This is a genomic window from Streptomyces sp. NPDC093094 (genome assembly GCF_044754345.1).
In the GTDB taxonomy this organism is placed as follows: domain Bacteria; phylum Actinomycetota; class Actinomycetes; order Streptomycetales; family Streptomycetaceae; genus Streptomyces.
Genome location: NZ_JBIVOX010000005.1, coordinates 383,283 through 402,248, shown reverse-complemented (window position 1 = coordinate 402,248; position 18,966 = coordinate 383,283). Strand labels below are relative to the sequence as shown.

Annotated in this window: 17 protein-coding genes; 10 read left to right on the top strand and 7 right to left on the bottom strand. The window is 72.5% G+C overall.

Annotation, left to right across the window (positions count from 1 at the left end):
* Nucleotides 1-237 precede the first annotated feature (237 nt).
* The 6 genes from ACIQGV_RS12920 (at nucleotide 238) to ACIQGV_RS12895 (ending at nucleotide 8,909) form a co-directional block, all read left to right on the top strand.
* Entirely contained in the window at nucleotides 238-3,210 is a 2,973-nt protein-coding gene (locus ACIQGV_RS12920) for a SulP family inorganic anion transporter (protein WP_402493832.1), read from the top strand.
* 201 nt (nucleotides 3,211-3,411) lie between these two features.
* The gene (acs, locus tag ACIQGV_RS12915) at nucleotides 3,412-5,412 is read left to right on the top strand and encodes an acetate--CoA ligase (protein WP_402493831.1); all 2,001 of its coding nucleotides are present in this window, start codon (nucleotides 3,412-3,414) and stop codon (nucleotides 5,410-5,412) included.
* 170 nt (nucleotides 5,413-5,582) lie between these two features.
* Nucleotides 5,583-7,013, top strand: a complete 1,431-nt coding sequence (gene nhaA, locus ACIQGV_RS12910) for a Na+/H+ antiporter NhaA (protein WP_402493829.1) — start codon at nucleotides 5,583-5,585, stop codon at nucleotides 7,011-7,013.
* Between the two features lie 87 nt (nucleotides 7,014-7,100).
* Nucleotides 7,101-7,607 (top strand): phage holin family protein, encoded by a 507-nt coding sequence (locus ACIQGV_RS12905; protein ID WP_402493827.1) that lies wholly within the window; start codon nucleotides 7,101-7,103, stop codon nucleotides 7,605-7,607.
* Complete coding sequence (locus ACIQGV_RS12900; protein ID WP_402493825.1) at nucleotides 7,604-8,542, top strand: alpha/beta fold hydrolase; 939 nt, start codon at nucleotides 7,604-7,606, stop codon at nucleotides 8,540-8,542. Before ACIQGV_RS12905 ends, ACIQGV_RS12900 begins: the two co-directional genes overlap by 4 nt.
* A gap of 187 nt (nucleotides 8,543-8,729) precedes the next feature.
* Complete coding sequence (locus tag ACIQGV_RS12895; RefSeq protein WP_402493823.1) at nucleotides 8,730-8,909, top strand: hypothetical protein; 180 nt, start codon at nucleotides 8,730-8,732, stop codon at nucleotides 8,907-8,909.
* Between the two features lie 30 nt (nucleotides 8,910-8,939).
* Here the strand turns inward: ACIQGV_RS12895 and ACIQGV_RS12890 are convergent, their stop codons facing one another.
* The 3 genes from ACIQGV_RS12890 to nth all read right to left on the bottom strand — a co-directional run bounded on the left by ACIQGV_RS12890 (nucleotide 8,940) and on the right by nth (nucleotide 12,004).
* Nucleotides 8,940-10,139, bottom strand: coding sequence for a MarP family serine protease (locus ACIQGV_RS12890; RefSeq protein ID WP_402493822.1), 1,200 nt, complete (start codon nucleotides 10,137-10,139; stop codon nucleotides 8,940-8,942).
* Nucleotides 10,140-10,152: 13 nt separating this feature from the next.
* Nucleotides 10,153-10,848 carry an NUDIX hydrolase gene (locus tag ACIQGV_RS12885; protein ID WP_402493820.1) on the bottom strand — a complete coding sequence of 232 codons (696 nt, stop codon included), beginning with the start codon at nucleotides 10,846-10,848 and terminating at the stop codon, nucleotides 10,153-10,155.
* Nucleotides 10,849-10,939: 91 nt separating this feature from the next.
* The gene (nth, locus tag ACIQGV_RS12880; protein ID WP_402493819.1) at nucleotides 10,940-12,004 is read right to left on the bottom strand and encodes an endonuclease III; all 1,065 of its coding nucleotides are present in this window, start codon (nucleotides 12,002-12,004) and stop codon (nucleotides 10,940-10,942) included.
* A gap of 252 nt (nucleotides 12,005-12,256) precedes the next feature.
* Here nth and ACIQGV_RS12875 point away from each other — a divergent pair, with 252 nt between their 5' ends.
* Both ACIQGV_RS12875 and ACIQGV_RS12870 read left to right on the top strand, forming a co-directional pair.
* Nucleotides 12,257-12,931 (top strand): Crp/Fnr family transcriptional regulator, encoded by a 675-nt coding sequence (locus ACIQGV_RS12875; protein WP_402493817.1) that lies wholly within the window; start codon nucleotides 12,257-12,259, stop codon nucleotides 12,929-12,931.
* A gap of 89 nt (nucleotides 12,932-13,020) precedes the next feature.
* Nucleotides 13,021-13,854: a nucleotidyltransferase domain-containing protein gene (locus ACIQGV_RS12870; protein ID WP_402493814.1), complete on the top strand. Its 834-nt coding sequence runs from the start codon at nucleotides 13,021-13,023 to the stop codon at nucleotides 13,852-13,854.
* 70 nt (nucleotides 13,855-13,924) lie between these two features.
* Here ACIQGV_RS12870 and ACIQGV_RS12865 read toward each other — a convergent pair whose 3' ends face one another.
* From ACIQGV_RS12865 to ACIQGV_RS12850, 4 genes are all read right to left on the bottom strand, one after another.
* The gene (locus ACIQGV_RS12865) at nucleotides 13,925-14,755 is read right to left on the bottom strand and encodes an MBL fold metallo-hydrolase (protein WP_402493812.1); all 831 of its coding nucleotides are present in this window, start codon (nucleotides 14,753-14,755) and stop codon (nucleotides 13,925-13,927) included.
* On the bottom strand, nucleotides 14,752-15,675 hold the full coding sequence (locus tag ACIQGV_RS12860; protein WP_402493809.1) for an NUDIX hydrolase: 924 nt from the start codon (nucleotides 15,673-15,675) through the stop codon (nucleotides 14,752-14,754). Before ACIQGV_RS12860 ends, ACIQGV_RS12865 begins: the two co-directional genes overlap by 4 nt.
* Nucleotides 15,676-15,767: 92 nt before the next feature.
* A complete protein-coding gene (locus ACIQGV_RS12855; protein ID WP_402493807.1) occupies nucleotides 15,768-16,235 on the bottom strand; it encodes a RidA family protein in 468 nt (155 codons plus the stop codon).
* Nucleotides 16,232-16,402: a DUF4177 domain-containing protein gene (locus ACIQGV_RS12850; protein WP_402493806.1), complete on the bottom strand. Its 171-nt coding sequence runs from the start codon at nucleotides 16,400-16,402 to the stop codon at nucleotides 16,232-16,234. Before ACIQGV_RS12850 ends, ACIQGV_RS12855 begins: the two co-directional genes overlap by 4 nt.
* A gap of 185 nt (nucleotides 16,403-16,587) precedes the next feature.
* Between ACIQGV_RS12850 and ACIQGV_RS12845 the strand changes: the two genes are divergently transcribed.
* Both ACIQGV_RS12845 and ACIQGV_RS12840 read left to right on the top strand, forming a co-directional pair.
* The gene (locus tag ACIQGV_RS12845) at nucleotides 16,588-17,565 is read left to right on the top strand and encodes an ArsA family ATPase (protein WP_402493804.1); all 978 of its coding nucleotides are present in this window, start codon (nucleotides 16,588-16,590) and stop codon (nucleotides 17,563-17,565) included.
* Entirely contained in the window at nucleotides 17,562-18,869 is a 1,308-nt protein-coding gene (locus tag ACIQGV_RS12840) for an ArsA family ATPase (RefSeq protein ID WP_402493802.1), read from the top strand. Before ACIQGV_RS12845 ends, ACIQGV_RS12840 begins: the two co-directional genes overlap by 4 nt.
* Nucleotides 18,870-18,966 lie beyond the last annotated feature (97 nt).

Below are 18,966 nucleotides of genomic sequence, written 5' to 3'. Positions count from 1 at the left end.
CCGAGGAGGAATTAGTACGACAAGCCGATCAAAGGACTCCTTACCTCATAGAGGTGATGGATTAGACCATTTGCGTCGAAAATACATGCTGGTCCTTTACTCTGGATTACGATCCGTTTACCGAGCGTTGATTCATCCCGCCGCTGCACGCCGTGACCCACGGCCGCGACCCGACCCCCGCCGCCCGAGCGGGGACCACCTGTTCCGCGACCGCGCCGCCCCGGAGGAGACGGGAACATGTCCGCCAGCGTCCCCACGCACACCCACCCCGACCCCGCGCCCCCGGTGGAGCAGACCTCCGCCGCGACCGCGCCGCCCCCGTCCGCCCACCGGCCGCACAGCCCGCCGACGGAGCCGCACCCTCGGCGCTTCCGGCTCGCGGGCGCCGATGTGTCCGCCTCGATCGCGGTCTTCCTGATCGCCCTGCCCCTGTCGCTGGGCATCGCCCTGGCCACCGACGCCCCGCTCCAGGCCGGCCTCGTCGCCGCCGCCGTCGGCGGAATCGTCGCCGGGCTGCTCGGCGGATCGCCGTTCCAGGTCAGCGGACCGGCCGCAGGGCTCACGGTCGTCACCGCCGACCTCATCCATCAGTACGGCTGGCGCACCACCTGCGCCATCACCGTCCTCGCCGGCTTCACCCAGCTGGTGCTGGGCCGACTGCGCGTGGCCCGCACGGCCCTCGCCGTCAGCCCCGCGATCGTGCACGGCATGCTCGCCGGCATCGGCGTCACCATCGCCGTCGCCCAGCTCCACATCGTCCTCGGCGGCACGCCGCAGAGCTCGGTCCCGGCCAACCTCGCCGGTCTGCCGTCCCAGTTGGCCCATGTGCACCCCGCCGCCGTGTCGATGAGCATCCTGACCCTCGCCCTGCTGCTGCTCTGGCCCCGGATCCCGGGCCGGGCGGGACGGTGGCTGCGCGTCGTCCCGGCCCCGCTCGTCGCGGTCGCGGGCGCCACGACGACGGCCTCGCTCACCGCGCTCACCCTGCCCAAGGTCGACCTGCCGTCCTGGAGCAGCCACGCCCTGGCCGGCCTGCCCGAGGGGCCGGTGACCGGCATCGCCGCCGCCGTCCTCACCATCACCCTGGTGTGCAGCGTGCAGTCGCTGCTCGGCGCGGTCGCGGTGGACAGACTGGCCGCCGCCCGGAGAGCCGCGGCCTCAGGCGCCGCAGCCGCCCCCCGTGTCGCCCGCTCGGACCTGGACCGCGAACTGCTCGGCCAGGGAGCCGCCAACATCGTGTCCGGAGCCCTCGGCGGACTGCCCGTCGCGGGTGTGGCGGTGCGGAGTTCGGCGAATGTGCACGCCGGTGCCGTCGGCCGGAACTCCACGGTGCTGCACGGCGTTCTCGTAGTGGTCGCCGCGCTGCTGATGGTTCCGCTCCTGGAGCTCATCCCGCTCGCCTCGCTCGCCGCCCTGGTGATGGCCGTCGGCATCCAGATGGTGTCCCTGCACCACATCCGCACGGTGACCCGGCACAGAGAAGCACTGGTGTACGCCGTCACCACGGCCGGCGTGGTGCTGCTCGGCGTCCTGGAGGGCGTGGCGTTCGGCGTCGCCGTGGCCGTGGCCGTCGCCCTCAACCGCCTCACCCGCACCCGCATCACCCACGACGAGCAGGAAGGAGTCCATCACGTACATGTGAGGGGCCAGTTGACGTTCCTCGCGGTGCCACGCCTCAGCCGCGCCCTGCATCTCGTTCCCCAGGGCACCCGGGTCGTCGTGGAGCTGGACGGCTCGTTCATGGACCACGCGGCCTACGAGTCACTTCAGGACTGGCAGACGGCGCACACCGCCCACGGAGGCACCGTCGAGCTGACCGGTCGCCGTGCCGGAGTCCGCATCGCCGAACCCGCGGCCCTCGCCGACACCCACGAGGCCCCCGGATCGGACGACGGGAACACCCCCGCCGACTCCTCCGCCTGCCGCTGCCGCCCGTGGACGCCCTGGCGCAACCATCAGTGCGAGCTGCCGCACCCCACAGCCGCCTCCGGTGCGGAGCCGGCCCCGGGCGGACGCCCCGCAGCCCGCGAGGCCCCCGCGTCCGGCGTCCGGTCCTCGGCCCGACGCCAGGCCCGACCGTCCGGCCCTCCCGACAGGCAGCCGCCCGCCGGTGGCCGGCCCGGCACGGGCGGACGGCCCCGGCATCCCGACGGCCCGCCGCCGGGTACGGCCGAACGGCGCCCGGCCGCCGACGGACAGCCGCCGATCGCCGACGACCTGCCGCCGGACCCCGACGGCCTGCCGCTCGACTCCCACAGACGGCAGCCGGAAGAGGCAGCCACCACGCCGGCCGGCGACAGCGACGGCCACGAGTCCGGCCACCACGACCGCACCCACGACTGCGGCCACGGCCACAACCACCCCCGCGGCCGAGGAATCCGCAGCGGCCACCCCCACCACGACCGGGACCACACCCGTCACGACCGCAGCCCCGACGGCGACGACGGCGACGGCCCCGGCTGCGGCTGCGGCTGCGGCGCCGAAGGCCGGTCCCCCTCCGGCCTCTCCCACGGCTCCCCGGCCCGGCAGCCGGGCCAGCACCAGCTGGTGCGGGGGATCACGGCGTTCCAGCGCAACACCGCTCCCCTGGTGCGCGGCGAACTCGCGCGGCTGGCGCGTGAGGGGCAGCGTCCCTCGCAGCTGTTCCTGACGTGCGCCGACTCGCGTGTGGTCACCTCGATGATCACCTCCAGCGGTCCGGGCGACCTGTTCGTGGTCCGCAACGTGGGCAACCTCGTGCCCCTGCCCGACGCGGAGAGCGGGGACGACTCGGTGGGGGCGGCGATCGAGTACGCGGTGGACGTGCTCCAGGTGCGGTCCGTCACGGTGTGCGGGCACTCGGGGTGCGGGGCCATGCAGGCCCTGCTCAGCTCCGAGCCCGAAGGCGTGCAGACGCCGCTCAGGCGGTGGCTGCGGCACGGCCTGCCGAGCCTGGAGCGGATGGCGGACGACAGCCGGCCCTGGGCCCGGCTGTCCGGCCGGCATCCGGCCGACGCGGCCGAGCAGCTGTGTCTGACCAACGTCGTGCAGCAGCTGGAGCACCTGCGGGCCCACGAGTCGGTGGCCCGTGCGCTGCGGCGCGGGGTGCTGGAACTGCACGGCATGTACTTCCACGTGGGCGAGGCGCAGGCGTACCTGCTCACGAAGGCGCAGGGGGGCGAGCTGTTCGACCACGTGGCGGGCGTGGAGGAGGCGCGCAGTCCCGTGTGAGGGCGGGCCGGGAGGGCGGACCCGGCCCTCCCGGCGTCCGGCCGGACGTGTGAAGGGCGCTGCACGCCTGAACCCGATGACGGAGCCGTCCGTGGGAACCGTCGAAGCCCCCGGTCACGGCGACCGGAGCCCCGGCCCGAACACAGGTCTAAACCAATTTCTGGGCGACCCTTGTCAGGGGCCCCTCGGGTCTGATGAGCTGTGGCCTGGGACACAACGGACACCCTGGGAAAGGGAGATGTCGTGAGCAACGAGAGCCTGGCCAACCTGCTCAAAGAGGAGCGCAGGTTCGCGCCGCCCGCCGACCTGGCCGCGCATGCCAATGTCACGGCGGAGGCGTACGAGCAGGCCGAGGCGGACAGGCTCGGTTTCTGGGCCGCGCAGGCCCGGCGCCTGACCTGGGCCAAGGAACCGACCGAGACCCTGGACTGGTCCAACCCGCCGTTCGCGAAGTGGTTCGCGGACGGCGAGCTGAACGTGGCCCACAACTGCGTGGACCGGCACGTGGAGGCCGGCCACGGCGACCGGGTGGCCATCCACTTCGAGGGCGAGCCGGGCGACAGCCGCTCCCTGACCTACGCCGAGCTCAAGGACGAGGTGTCCCGGGCCGCCAACGCGCTGCTGGAACTGGGCGTGACCAAGGGCGACCGGGTCGCCGTCTACATGCCGATGATCCCCGAGACCGCGATCGCGATGCTGGCCTGCGCCCGTATCGGCGCCGCGCACTCGGTCGTCTTCGGCGGGTTCTCCGCGGACGCGCTCGCCACCCGCATCCAGGACGCGGACGCGCGTGTCGTCATCACCGCCGACGGCGGCTACCGCCGCGGCAAGCCCTCCGCGCTCAAGCCCGCCGTGGACGAGGCCGTCACGCGCGTGGACAGCGTCGAGCACGTCCTGGTGGTGCGCCGCACCGGACAGGACGTCGCCTTCACCGAGGGCCGGGACGTGTGGTGGCACGACCTCGTCACCCGCCAGTCCGCCGAGCACACGCCCGAGGCGTTCGGCGCCGAGCACCCCCTGTTCATCCTCTACACCTCCGGCACCACCGGAAAGCCCAAGGGCATCCTGCACACCTCCGGCGGCTACCTCACCCAGACCGCCTACACCCACCACGCCGTCTTCGACCTCAAGCCCGAGACGGACGTGTACTGGTGCACCGCCGACGTCGGCTGGGTCACCGGCCACTCCTACATCGTCTACGGCCCCCTCGCCAACGGCGCCACCCAGGTCATGTACGAGGGCACCCCCGACACCCCCCACCAGGGCCGCTTCTGGGAGATCGTCCAGAAGTACAAGGTGACCATCCTCTACACCGCGCCCACCGCGATCCGCACCTTCATGAAGTGGGGCGACGACATCCCCGCCAAGTTCGACCTGTCCAGCCTGCGCATCCTGGGCTCGGTCGGCGAACCGATCAACCCCGAAGCCTGGATCTGGTACCGCAAGCACATCGGCGCCGACACCACCCCCGTCGTCGACACCTGGTGGCAGACCGAGACCGGCGCCATGATGATCTCCCCGCTGCCCGGCGTCACCCACGCCAAACCCGGCTCCGCCCAGCGCCCCCTGCCCGGCATCTCGGCCACCGTCGTCGACGACGAGGCAGCCGAGGTCCCCGACGGCGGCGGCGGCTACCTCGTCCTCACCGAGCCCTGGCCCTCCATGCTGCGCACCATCTGGGGCGACGACCAGCGCTTCCTCGACACCTACTGGTCCCGCTTCGAGGGCAAGTACTTCGCCGGCGACGGCGCGAAGAAGGACGACGACGGCGACATCTGGCTGCTCGGCCGGGTCGACGACGTCATGCTCGTCTCCGGCCACAACATCTCCACCACCGAGGTCGAGTCCGCCCTCGTCTCCCACCCCGCCGTCGCCGAGGCCGCCGTGGTCGGCGCCGCCGACGACACCACCGGCCAGGCCATCGTCGCCTTCGTCATCCTGCGCGCCACCGCCGACGCCGAGGACGAGGGCCTCACCGACGCCCTGCGAGGCCACGTCGCCACCACCCTCGGCCCCATCGCCAAGCCCAAGCGGATCCTCCCGGTCGCCGAACTCCCCAAGACCCGCTCCGGCAAGATCATGCGCCGCCTCCTGCGCGACGTCGCCGAGAACAGGCAGCTCGGCGACGTCACCACCCTCACCGACAGCAGCGTCATGCAGCTCATCCAGGACAAACTCCCCGCAGCACCCAGCGAGGACTGAGAACCGCCGAGGCAAGGAAGGGGCACCCCGCCACGGGGTGCCCCTTCCGCGGTCGACGCGAAGGGCGCCAGGACAGCCCGTCGCGCCATGGGTAATCTCGACGCATCAGGTGCGCCGGGAAGTCTGGTCGGCATGTGCTCTGCCCTGCCCACCGACTGGAGGTCCGCCTCGTGACCGCGCCCCGCGACACCACCCCCCGCAAGGTCCTCGGACGTCTCTCCCTGCCCGAGCGCACCTACGTCGTCGACGCGCTGCGCACCGAGACCGTCGGCGGTGTCCTGCTGCTGGTGGCCGCGGTGGCCGCGCTGATCTGGGCGAACGTCCCGGCGCTGCACGACAGCTACGAGAGCGTCGCACACCACCACTTCGGCCCCGAGGCCCTCGGTCTGGACCTCTCCGTCGCCCACTGGGCCGCGGACGGACTCCTCGCGATCTTCTTCTTCGTGGCCGGCATCGAGCTCAAGCGCGAGCTCGTCGCCGGAGACCTGCGCGACCCCAGGGCCGCCGCGCTGCCCGTCGTCGCCGCGCTGTGCGGCATGGCGGTGCCCGCGCTGGTCTACGTCCTCACCAGCAGCGCCGGCGGCGGCTCGCTCCAGGGCTGGGCGGTGCCCACGGCCACCGACATCGCCTTCGCCCTCGCGGTGCTCGCGGTCATCGGCACCTCGCTGCCGAGCGCCCTGCGCGCCTTCCTGCTCACGCTCGCCGTCGTCGACGACCTGTTCGCCATCCTGATCATCGCGGTCTTCTTCACCAGCGAGATCGACTTCGCGGCGCTCGGCGGCGCGGTCGCCGGGCTCGTCGTCTTCTGGCTGCTGCTGCGCAAGGGCGTACGCGGCTGGTACGTGTACATCCCGCTGGCGCTGGTGGTCTGGGGCCTGATGTACAACAGCGGCATCCACGCCACCATCGCGGGAGTGGCCATGGGCCTGATGCTGCCCTGCACCCGGCGCGAGGGCGAGGAGCAGTCCAAGGGCGAGCGGATCGAGCATCTGGTGCGGCCGGTGTCGGCCGGGCTCGCCGTACCTCTGTTCGCGCTGTTCAGCGCCGGTGTGACGGTGTCGGGCGGGGCCCTGGCGGATGTCTTCACACAGCCGGAGACCCTCGGGATCGTCCTCGGTCTGGTCGTCGGCAAGACCCTCGGTGTCTTCGGCGGCACCTGGCTGACCGCCCGCTTCACCCGGGCATCCCTGAGCGAGGAGCTGAGGTGGGGCGACGTTCTCGCCGTCGCCACACTGGCGGGCATCGGGTTCACCGTGTCCCTGCTCATCGACGAGCTGGCCTTCGAGGACGACGCGGCCCTGATGAGCGAGGGGAAGGCCGCCGTCCTGATGGGCTCGCTGATCGCGGCGACGCTGGCCATGATCCTGCTGAAGATACGGAACACCAAGTACCGGCGTCTGATCGAGGCCGAGGAGCTCGACGAGGACCACGACGGCATTCCGGACGTCTACGAGCAGGACGATCCGGAGTACCACCTCCGCATGGCCGCGATCCACGAGCGAAAGGCGGCCGAACACCGCAGGATCGCGAAGGAGAAGGCCGCCGCGCGGCTTGCCGAAGTGACGGGCGGGGCAGGCGCGGACAAGGACCGTCCGGCATGATCTGACGGGACGGTACAAAGACGGCACCGTCACTCCTCCGGCGCAACCGGCCGGAAGGCAGTCACACGTCACAAGAGGGAGACCGCGATGAGCGCACCCGACGGCAGCCCGGTCGGCGCCGAACGCAGCATCGGCCAGCTGTTCGCCTCCGCGACGACCGAGTTGTCGGCGCTGGTGCACGACGAGATCGCGCTGGCGAAGGCGCAGCTGAAGCAGGACGTCAAGCGCGGTGCGACGAGCGGCGGCGCGTTCACGGTGGCCGGCGCGGTGCTGGTCTTCTCCCTGCCGATGCTCAACTTCGCCCTCGCCTACGGCATCCGCACCTGGAGCGACTGGAATCTCGCCGTCTGCTTCCTGCTGTCGTTCGCGGCGAACGTGCTGGTCGCGGGTGTCCTGGCGCTGATCGGCGTGGTCTTCGCGAAGAAGGCGTCGAAGAGCAAGGGCCCGCAGAAGGTCGCCGCGTCGATGAAGGAATCGGCGAGCGTGCTGCAGAACGCCAAGCCGCACCCGCGGCCCGAACTGCCGCAGCAGCCCGAGCTGACGCAGGACCGGGCGCCCAAGGCCATCGAGGCTGTGGCACGCTCGTCGTCATGACGGACCCCGCCACTCCCCCCGCCCAGCCCGTTTCGGTCGTCCGACCCGACGGGCCCTGGACGCACCGCGAGGTGGCCGCCAACGGCGCGCGCTTCCACATCGCGGAGGTCGGCGACGGCCCGCTCGTGATGCTGCTGCACGGGTTCCCGCAGTTCTGGTGGACCTGGCGGCACCAGCTGACCGCGCTGGCCGACGCCGGTTTCCGGGCCGTCGCCATGGACCTGCGCGGCGTCGGCGGCAGCGACCGCACGCCGCGCGGCTACGACCCCGCCAACCTCGCCCTCGACGTCACCGGTGTGATCCGCTCCCTCGGCGAGCCCGACGCGGCGCTGGTGGGCCACGACCTGGGCGGCTATCTGGCCTGGACGGCGGCCGTGATGCGGCCCAAGCTCATCCGGCGGCTGGCGGTCGCCTCCATGCCGCACCCGCGGCGCTGGCGCTCGGCCATGCTCGCCGACCTCAAGCAGACCACCGCGAGCTCCTACATCTGGGGCTTCCAGCGGCCCTGGGTCCCCGAGCGGCAGCTCACGGCCGACGACGGGGCGCTGGTCGGCCGGCTGATCCGGGACTGGTCCGGCCCGCGGCTGCCGGAGGACGAGGCCGTGCTGACGTACCGCAGGGCGATGTGCATCCCCTCGACGGCGCACTGCTCGATCGAGCCGTACCGCTGGATGGTGCGGTCGATGGCCCGCCCCGACGGCATCCAGTTCAACCGGCGCATGAAGCGGCCCGTCCGGGTGCCGACACTGCATCTGCACGGCTCGCTCGACCCCGTGACGCGCACCCGCAGCGCGGCGGGATCCGGCGAGTACGTCGAGGCGCCGTACCGCTGGCGGCTGTTCGACGGGCTCGGGCACTTCCCGCACGAGGAGGACCCGGTGGCGTTCTCCACGGAGCTGATCAACTGGCTGAAGGACCCCGAACCGGACCGCTGAGCGGGCCCCGTTCACCCGAACGGGCTGTCCCGGCCGGACAGATCCGGACCCGTCGGTGACCGTGTCCGAGCGCCCGGTGAACGGACGCGGAACACCTGTGCCTCGAACAGCCAAATGCCCGGCGCATAAGCCAATTGGGGGTCACGGGCGCGGTTATCGACCTTGGGGCGGGGGCAGACGTCGGGGTATGGGCTGGACGCACGACTACAGTGACGCAGCACGCAACCGACGCTCGGGCAACTCCCTGAGCCCCCATCAAGGAGGTGCCCCGCAACTGCCGGGCTCCGACCTCCGGGTGGGCATTCCGCGCATCCTGCGCCGCCGGGCCCGCTGGGTCTCGGTACGCCTGCGCCACCCCCGCGGCTGACGCCCCGGGACCTGCCGGACAGGGCGGGCCCTAGAGAGCGCAGTTGTCGCTGTCCACCTGCTGGGTCGCCGTACGGCCCTCGGTGATGTCCTCCGCGATCTCGTCCGCCGTCAGGGCGTAGCCGGTGTCGGCGTCGTCCAGGGACTTCGCGAAGACCACACCGTAGACCTCGCCCTCGGGAGTGAGCAGCGGGCCGCCGGAGTTGCCCTGGCGGACGGTCGCGTACAGCGAGTACACGTCACGGCGCACGGTGCCGCGGTGGTAGATGTCCGGTCCGTTGGCCGGGATCCGCCCGCGTACCCGCGCGGCACGCACGTCGTACGAGCCGTTCTCCGGGAAGCCGGCGACGATCGCGTCGTCGCCGCTCTCGGCGTCGGTGGACGTGAACCGCAGGGCGGGCGCGTCGAGGTCGGGCACGTCCAGGACGGCGATGTCGCGCTTCCAGTCGTACAGGACGACGGTGGCGTCGTAGCGGCGGCCCTCGCCGCCTATCTGGACGGTGGGCTCGTCGACGCCGCCGACGACATGCGCGTTGGTCATCACGCGGCGGTCGTCGAAGACGAAGCCGGTGCCCTCCAGGACCTTGCCGCAACTCTCGGCGGTCCCCATCACCTTGACGATGGAGCGCTGCGCGCGGGCGGCCACGGCGCTGTTCGCGAGCGCCGGGTCCGGGGGCCGTACGTCGGTGATCGGTTCGTTGGCGAACGGGCTGAAGACCTGCGGGAAGCCGTTCTGCGCGAGGACGGAGGAGAAGTCGGCGAACCAGGTGTCGGCCTGTGCGGGCAGCGCCCGGGAGACCCCGAGCAGCACCTTGGAGCTGCGGACCTCCTTGCCGAGCGTGGGCAGGGTGGTGCCCGCGAGGGCGGAGCCGATCAGCCAGGCCACCAGCAGCATGGCCACGACGTTGACCAGGGCGCCGCCGGTGGCGTCCAGCGCGCGGGCCGGGGACCAGGTGATGTACCGGCGCAGCTTGCTGCCGAGGTGGGTGGTCAGGGCCTGGCCGATCGAGGCGCAGACGATGACGACGACGATCGCGACGACGGCGGCGGTCGTACTGACCTCGGCGTTGTCGGTCAGCGCGTCCCAGATGACGGGCAGCGTGTAGACGGCGACGAGGCCGCCGCCGAGGAATCCGATCACCGACAGGATGCCGACGACGAACCCCTGGCGATAGCCCACGATCGCGAACCACACGGCAGCGACCAGCAACAAGATGTCCAGCACGTTCACGAAGGCCACCCTGTCATGCGCGCCAGTCGAGCGGGACCTGCTTGTTCCGGTCCCAGGGTCGTTCCCAACCGGAGAAGTGCAGCAGGCGGTCGATCACTCCGGCCGTGAAGCCCCACACGAGGGCGGATTCGACCAGGAATGCCGGACCCCGGTGGCCGCTGGGGTGGACGGTGGTGGCGCGGTTGGCGGGATCCGTGAGATCCGCCACGGGGACGGTGAAGACCCGCGCGGTCTCGTTCGGGTCGACGACGCCGACCGGGCTCGGCTCACGCCACCAGCCGAGCACCGGGGTGACGACGAAGCCGCTGACCGGGATGTACAGCTTGGGCAGGACGCCGAAGAGCTGGACCCCGGCCGGGTCGAGCCCGGTCTCCTCCTCGGCCTCGCGCAGGGCCGCCCAGAGGGGTCCGTCGCCCTGCGGGTCGCCGTCCTCCGGGTCGAGGGCGCCGCCCGGGAAGGACGGCTGGCCGGCGTGCGAGCGCAGCGAGCCGGCCCGCTCCATCAGCAGCAGCTCGGGGCCCTGCTCGGCCTCGCCGAACAGGATCAGGACGGCGGACTGGCGCCCCGCGCCGTTCTCCGGCGGCAGGAAGCGGCTCAGCTGGAGCGGCTCCACCGTCTCCGCGGCGTGCACCACGGGGTCCAGCCAGTCGGGCAGCCCTTCCTTGCTGAGCGTCACCGAACCGCCCCGCATATGACTTGCCCGTGTCATAGCCACCCCCGTTCCGACCGTTCCAACGCCCGGGCCCCGTGTGATCGTTCCCCCGTCGGGCACGGCCGCCGGGCGGCCGCCGTACGCCCCCTCATCCGGCCCCCAGCGGCGGCGCCGGCCGGCCGCCCGCGTCGAGGTACGCCTGCGGCGGGTTCAGACGCTGGCCGGGCAGACCGCCCTTCTCGTACTTCAGGAGCTTCGCGGCCTTGTCGGGATCGGTCTCGCCCTCGCCGTACGCCGGGCAGAGCGGGGCGATCGGGCAGGCGCCGCAGGCCGGCCTGCGGGCGTGGCAGATGCGCCGGCCGTGCCAGATCACATGGTGCGAGAGGTCGGTCCAGTCACGCTTGGGGAACAGCGCGCCGACGGCGGCCTCGATCTTGTCGGGGTCGGTCTCGTCGGTCCACCGCCAGCGCCGCACCAGCCGCTGGAAGTGCGTGTCCACGGTGATGCCGGGCCGCCCGAACGCGTTGCCGAGCACCACGAAGGCCGTCTTGCGGCCGACACCGGGCAGCTTGACCAGGTCGTCGAGGCGGTCGGGCACCTCCCCGCCGAACTCCTCCACCAGGCCCTTCGACAGTCCTATGACCGACCTGGTCTTGGCACGGAAGAACCCGCAGGGCCGCAGGATCTGCTCGACCTCCTCCGGGTCGGCGGCGGCCAGGTCCTCGGGCGTGGGGTACTTGGCGAACAGCGCCGGGGTGGTCTGGTTGACCCTGAGGTCGGTGGTCTGCGCGGACAGCACCGTGGCGACCAGGAGCTGGAAGGAGTTCTCGAAGTCCAGCTCGGGGTGGGCGTAGGGGTAGACCTCGGCGAGCTCCCGGTTGATCCGGCGGGCGCGGCGGACCAGCGCCGTGCGTGACTCGTTCCTCGGCGGCTTCGGGGCGGCCGCCCCGGCGGGGGCGGCCTTCACCGCGGCGGCGGCCGGGGCTCTCCCCGTGCCCCCCGGGGCCTTCCCGGCCGCGGCTTTCCCCGCCGCGCCCGGGGTCTTCTTCGCCGCGCCCGGCGCCTTCCTCGCGGCGGTCCCGGACGGCGTCGCGGACGTCTTCCTCACGGTGGTCCTCTTCGCGGCACCCGCCGCCCTCTTTGTCGGTTCTGACGCTTCTTTACCGCCGTCAGTGGCCTGTTCGCCCACAGCGGAATCCCGCCGCACAACCATCCGCCCAGCCCCCTCGGCCTGCGCTCTCACCGGCGTTTTGGACACCCGGCCAGCCTACGGCCCGGCACCGACATCCGCCCCGGACCTCGAAGATCGGCCCCCAATTGGACCCCTGGCGCTTACCAGCGGACACCAGTGCGGCATCCTTGTGACAGATCACACTGTTTGGACCGTCCGGCAAAATGGGCACCACGCTCCCCTGGTACACAAGGGGAGCAAGATCCCCTGAGCAGGTCGACAAGGAGAGAACTCGTGGACGACGTTCTGCGGCGCAACCCGCTCTTCGCTGCTCTCGACGACGAGCAGGCCGCGGAGCTCCGCGCCTCCATGAGTGAGGTGACCCTGGCGCGGGGCGACTCGCTGTTCCACGAGGGCGACCCGGGCGACCGGCTCTACGTGGTGACCGAGGGCAAGGTCAAGCTCCACCGCACCTCCCCCGACGGCCGCGAGAACATGCTCGCCGTCGTCGGCCCCGGCGAGCTGATCGGCGAGCTGTCGCTGTTCGACCCGGGCCCGCGCACCGCGACCGCCACCGCGCTGACCGAGGTCAAGCTGCTGGGCCTCGGCCACGGCGACCTCCAGCCCTGGCTGAGCGCCCGCCCCGAGGTGGCCGCCGCGCTGCTGCGCGCTGTCGCCCGCCGGCTGCGCAAGACCAACGACGCCATGTCGGACCTGGTCTTCTCCGACGTCCCCGGCCGTGTCGCGCGCGCCCTGCTGGACCTCTCGCGCCGCTTCGGCGTGCAGTCCGAGGAGGGCATCCACGTCGTCCACGACCTGACACAGGAGGAGCTGGCCCAGCTCGTCGGCGCCTCGCGCGAGACGGTCAACAAGGCGCTCGCCGACTTCGCCCAGCGCGGCTGGCTGCGCCTGGAGGCGCGGGCCGTGATCCTGCTCGACGTGGAGCGGCTCGCCAAGCGCTCCCGGTGAGTCCCCGCCGTGCCGGACGACGGCCGACGTTCATCTGACCGCGCGGAAAACGCACCGCCGCTGTGCCCTTCGCCGGGCACAGTGGCCCCATGACCGAAACGGTTCGCCGCCCGCGGGTGCACCGCCCCGGCCTCGACTCCCAGGGGTACATCGAGCGCGAGGGCTCCCTCGGCGGGATCCCGCACGCCTTCCGTCCCGTCGTGGCGGCGGCCCGCGACCGGCTCCTGGACGTCCTCGGGCCGCGGCTGGACAGCGCCTACCTCTACGGCTCGGTCCCGCGCGGCACCGCGCGCGTGGGGCGCAGCGACCTGGACCTGCTGGTCGCGCTGCGGGACGAGCCGGACGACGCCGGCCGGGACGCCGTACAGGCGCTGGGCGCGGACCTCGACCGGCGGTTCGGGCAGATCGACGGCGTCGGCACGCTGCTGTACAGCCGGGCGCGGCTGCTGAGCGACCTGGAGACCTACGACCTGGGCTGGTTCGTGGCGTGTCTGTGCACGCCGCTGCTCGGCGAGGACCTCGCGGAGTACCTTCCGCGCTACCGCCCCGACTCCCGTCTCGCCCGCGAGACCAACGGCGATCTCGCGCTGCTCCTGCCGCGCTGGCGGGACCGTGCCGCCGCGGCGCGCGCACCGCGGGAGCGGCTCCGGCTGGTCCGGTACACGTCCCGGCACCTGGTGCGCACCGGCTTCACACTGGTCATGCCCCGCTGGAACGGCTGGACCAGCGACCTGCACGAAATGGCCGGGGCGTTCGCGCAGTACTACCCGGAGCGGGCCGGGCAGCTGCGCTCGGCGGCCGTCCTCGGGTACCGGCCGAGCGCCGACCCGGAGATCCTGCGGACGTACGTCGACGACCTGGGACCCTGGCTCGCCGGGGAGTACACGCGCGTGCACGGCACGAAGGCCCCCAGGCCCGACTGACCGGGGCGCACACGCGCGTGGCCGCGGCGGCCGCCCGCGGGCCCGGCCGGCCGAAGTGCGTGCGCGGCCCCTAGATGAGCCCGTGCTCCCTCAGGTACTCCAGTTGTGCGCGTACCGACAGCTCGGCCGCCGGCCACAGGGAGCGGTCCACGTCGGCGTAGACATGGGCGACGACCTGGGCGGGCGTCCGGTGGCCGTCCTCCACGGCCGTCTCGACCTGGGCGAGCCGGTGGGCGCGATGGGCGAGGTAGTACTCCACGGCGCCCTGTGCGTCCTCCAGGACCGGCCCGTGGCCCGGAAGCACGGTGTGCACGCCGTCGTCGACCGTGAGCGACCTCAGGCGCCGCAGCGAGTCCAGATAGTCGCCGAGCCGCCCGTCCGGGTGCGCCACGACCGTCGTACCGCGTCCCAGGATCGTGTCGCCCGTCAGGACGGCCCGGTCGGCCGGCAGATGGAAGCACAGGGAGTCGGCGGTGTGTCCCGGCGTCGGCACGACCCTCAGTTCCAGGCCGCCGACCTCGACGACGTCCCCGGCGGCGAGTCCTTCGTCGCCCAGCCGCAGCGCGGGATCGAGGGCACGCACGCGTGTGCCGGTCAGTTCGGCGAAGCGGGCCGCGCCCTCGGCGTGGTCGGGGTGGCCATGGGTGAGCAGGGTCAGGGCGACGCGTCTGCCGGCCTTCTCGGCGGTGTCGACGACCGCGCGCAGATGCCCCTCGTCCAGGGGGCCCGGGTCGACCACCACGGCCAGGTCGGAGTCCGGCTCGGCGAGGATCCAGGTGTTGGTGCCGTCCAGGGTCATCGCGGAGGCGTTGGGCGCCAGCACGTTCACCGCGCGCGCGGTGGCGGGGCCGGACAGGACCGTGCTCCGCGGCTGGCCGGGAAGGGCGCTTGCGTCGGTCATCGGGCGGCTCCACCGGTCGGGGGGCTCGTCGGGGGCTGCCGGGTGCCCCCGGAGGGCCCTGCCGAATCCGTCGGCACGTGCTTGGTGAACTCGTCGTGTCCCGGCCAGGACAGCACGATCTCCCCGTCCTCCAGGCTCGCCCGGGCCAGCACCGGCGTCATGTCCATGGAGGGCGCGGCGGCGAGCGCCTCCGCGGCAGTGCCGTACGGCATGATCTGGCGCAGGGTCGCGATCGTCGGCGGCATCATCAGCAGCTCGCCCTTGTCGTACCCGGCGGCCGCGTACCCGGGGCGGATCCACACCGTGCGGTCCGCCTCGCCCGAGACGTCCCGGGTGCGCTGCCCCACGGGCAGGGAGGCGACGAAGAACCAGGTGTCGTAGCGGCGTTCCTCGAACTCCGGGGTGATCCAGCGGGTCCAGGCGCCCAGCAGGTCGGAGCGCAGCACCAGACCGCGGCGGCCGAGGAACTCGGCGAAGGACAGCTCGCGGGCCACCAGCGCCGCTCTGTCGGCCTCCCAGTCGTCACCGGTGGTGTCGCCGACGACGGTGTCCGGGTCGGTCCCGGCGAGCAGGACGCCGGCCTCCTCGAAGGTCTCCCGCACGGCGGCGCAGACGATCGCCTGGGCGCCGCGCTCGTCCACACCGAGCCGGTCCGCCCACCATGCGCGCGAGGGACCCGCCCAGCGGATCTGGCGGTCGTCGTCGCGCGGGTCCACGCCGCCGCCGGGATAGGCGTAGGCGCCCCCGGCGAAGGCCATGGAGGCGCGTCTGCGCAGCATGTGCACGAACAGGCCGTCCGACCCGTCCTTCAGGAGCATGACAGTGGCCGCACGCCTGGGCTGCACGGGTGTGAGGGTGCCGTCCGCGAGCGCGCGGATCCGGTCCGGCCACTGAGGGGGGTACCACTGACCGTTCGCCATGGCCGGAGGCTATCCCGTGGCGGGCGGATGTTCGAGAGGGAACGATCACCCGCCCACGGCCGGCAGGAACGCGCGGCACCCCGGGGAGGCGGTCAGACCTCGGTCAGCTCCACCTGGATCTCGACCTCGACCGGCGCGTCCAGCGGCAGGACGGCGACGCCCACGGCGCTGCGCGCGTGCACACCCTTGTCGCCGAGCACCTGGCCCAGCAGCTCGCTGGCGCCGTTGAGCACGGCGGGCTGGCCGGTGAAGTCGGAGGCCGAGGCGACGAAGCCGACGACCTTCACCACGCGCGCGACACGGTCCAGGTCGCCCGCGACGGACTTCACGGCCGCCAGCGCGTTCAGCGCGCAGATCCGGGCCAGGTCCTTGGCCTCCTCCGGCGTGACCTCCGCACCCACCTTGCCGGTGAGCTGGAGCTTGCCCTCCACCATGGGCAGCTGGCCGGCGGTGTACACGTACACGCCGCTGCGCACGGCCGGCTGGTAGGCGGCCAGCGGCGGCACGACCTCCGGCAGCGTCAGACCCAGCTCGGCGAGCTTCGCCTCGACCGCGCTCACGCCGCCTTCTCCGGCTTCTGGCGCTTCAGGTAGGCGACGAGCTGCTCGGGGTTGTTCGGTCCGGGCACGACCTGGACGAGCTCCCAGCCGTCCTCGCCCCAGGTGTCCAGAATCTGCTTCGTGGCATGGACGAGCAGCGGCACGGTTGCGTATTCCCACTTGGTCATGGGGCCGACTGTAGCGGCTGCGGCAGGCGCTGCCGCGCCAGGCCGCCACGGGCGCCGCGCGGCCCGGGGAACGCGGCACGCACGGGTGCCCCGGCCGCTTTACGGATCGTTTCTCCACAGGCTTGGGGCACCGGTTGTCCACAGCCTTTGATTGTCGTGCGCCCGGACTGGTTACGCTCGAAGACGTGAGCAGGCTCCAGGTCGTCAGCGGCAAGGGCGGGACCGGCAAGACGACGGTCGCCGCAGCCCTAGCGCTGGCCCTGGCCACGGAGGGGAAGCGGACGCTCCTCGTCGAGGTCGAGGGCCGGCAGGGCATCGCACAGATCTTCGAGACGGAGGCGCTTCCCTACGAGGAGCGCAAGATCGCCGTCGCACCCGGGGGCGGGGAGGTGTACGCCCTCGCCATCGACCCCGAACTGGCCCTTCTGGACTACCTCCAGATGTTCTACAAACTCGGCAGCGCGGGACGCGCCCTGAAGAAGCTCGGCGCGATCGACTTCGCCACGACGGTCGCGCCCGGCCTCAGGGACGTCCTGCTGACGGGCAAGGCGTGCGAGGCGGTCCGCCGCAAGGAGAGAAGCGGACGGTTCGTCTACGACTACGTCGTCATGGACGCGCCCCCGACCGGCCGCGTCACCCGCTTCCTCAACGTCAACGACGAGGTCGCGGGCCTGGCCAAGATCGGCCCGATACACAATCAGGCGCAGGCCGTGATGCGGGTGCTGAAGTCGCCGGAGACGGCCGTGCACCTGGTGACGCTGCTGGAGGAGATGCCGGTCCAGGAGACCGCCGACGGCATCGCCGAACTGCGCTCGGCGCGGCTGCCGGTGGGCCGGGTCATCGTGAACATGGTGCGGCCCGAGGTGCTGGACGCGGCCGGCCTGGAAGGCGTGCGCGCGCTGCCGCGCACGGCCGTCGCACGGTCGCTGTCGGCCGCGGGCCTCGGCGGGGCGCGACGCGGCGGGAACGCGGAGCGGCTGGTGGACCCGCTGCTCCAGCAGGCCGAGGAGTACGCCGAGCGGCACACGCTGGAGCAGGAGCAGCGGGCCGTCCTCGGCGAGCTGGACCTGCCGCTGCACGAGCTGCCGCTGCTCGCCGAGGGCATGGATCTCGCGGGCCTGTACGACCTGGCCAAGGAACTGCGGAAGCAGGGGATCGCATGAGCGCGGAGACCGTCCCGGAGCGTCGCCTGTCCCCCGCGCGCGTGCTGGACATCGATCCCCTGCTCGACGACCCGGCCACCCGCATCGTGGTGTGCTGCGGCTCGGGCGGCGTCGGCAAGACCACCACGGCGGCCGCTCTGGGGCTGCGCGCGGCCGAGCGGGGCCGCAAGGTCGTGGTGCTCACCATCGACCCCGCGCGCCGGCTCGCGCAGTCCATGGGCATCGACTCGCTCGACAACACCCCGCGCCGGGTGAAGGGCATCGACGACTCGGCGGGCGGCGAACTGCACGCGATGATGCTCGACATGAAGCGCACCTTCGACGAGATCGTCGAGGCGCACGCGGACGCCGACCGGGCGGCCGCGATCCTGGGCAACCCCTTCTACCAGTCGCTCTCGGCGGGCTTCGCGGGCACGCAGGAGTACATGGCGATGGAGAAGCTGGGGCAGCTGCGCTCGCGTGACGAGTGGGACCTGATCGTGGTCGACACCCCGCCCTCCCGTTCGGCCCTGGACTTCCTCGACGCGCCGAAGCGGCTCGGCTCCTTCCTCGACGGCAAGCTGATCCGTGTGCTGCTCGCGCCCGCGAAGGTGGGCGGACGCGCGGGGATGAAGTTCCTGAACGTCGGCATGTCGATGATGACCGGCGCCCTCGGCAAACTGCTCGGCGGTCCGCTGCTGAAGGACGTCCAGACGTTCGTGGCCGCGATGGACTCGATGTTCGGCGGGTTCCGCACCCGCGCGGACGCGACGTACAGACTGCTCCAGGCGCCCGGGACGGCGTTCCTGGTGGTCGCGGCGCCGGAGAGGGACGCGCTGCGCGAGGCCGCGTACTTCGTGGAGCGGCTGGCCGCCGAGAGGATGCCGCTCGCGGGTCTGGTGCTCAACCGGGTCCACGGCAGCGGTGCCGCCCGGCTGTCGGCCGAGCGGGCGCTCGCCGCCGCGGAAAATCTTGAGGAGCCCCGCATTGTGGATCAGCCGGACGGGAAGGCTGGAGTTCGTAACTCCCCCGACCCACAGGGCAGTTCGGCCCCTCCGGCGCCATCCCCCGCAGCCGGGACCGACGAGCCCGACCCCGAACCGTCCGCGGACGAACTGACCGCGGGCCTGCTGAGGCTCCACGCGGACCGCATGCACCTGCTCTCCCGGGAGCGGCGCACGCGCGACCGCTTCACCGCGCTCCACCCCGAGGTGGCGGTGGCCGAAGTGGCCGCGCTGCCCGGCGACGTGCACGACCTCGTGGGGCTGCGGGACATCGCCGACCGCCTCGCGGCCCACCGGCCGGAGCTGCCCGCGGACGGATGACCGGGCCTGCGCGGATGCCGCCGGTCCGTGATGTCCGGGGGTGTCCGCGGCCGGTCCCGGAGATGCGGAACCGTACCGTCCGGGGTCCGGGCGGCAG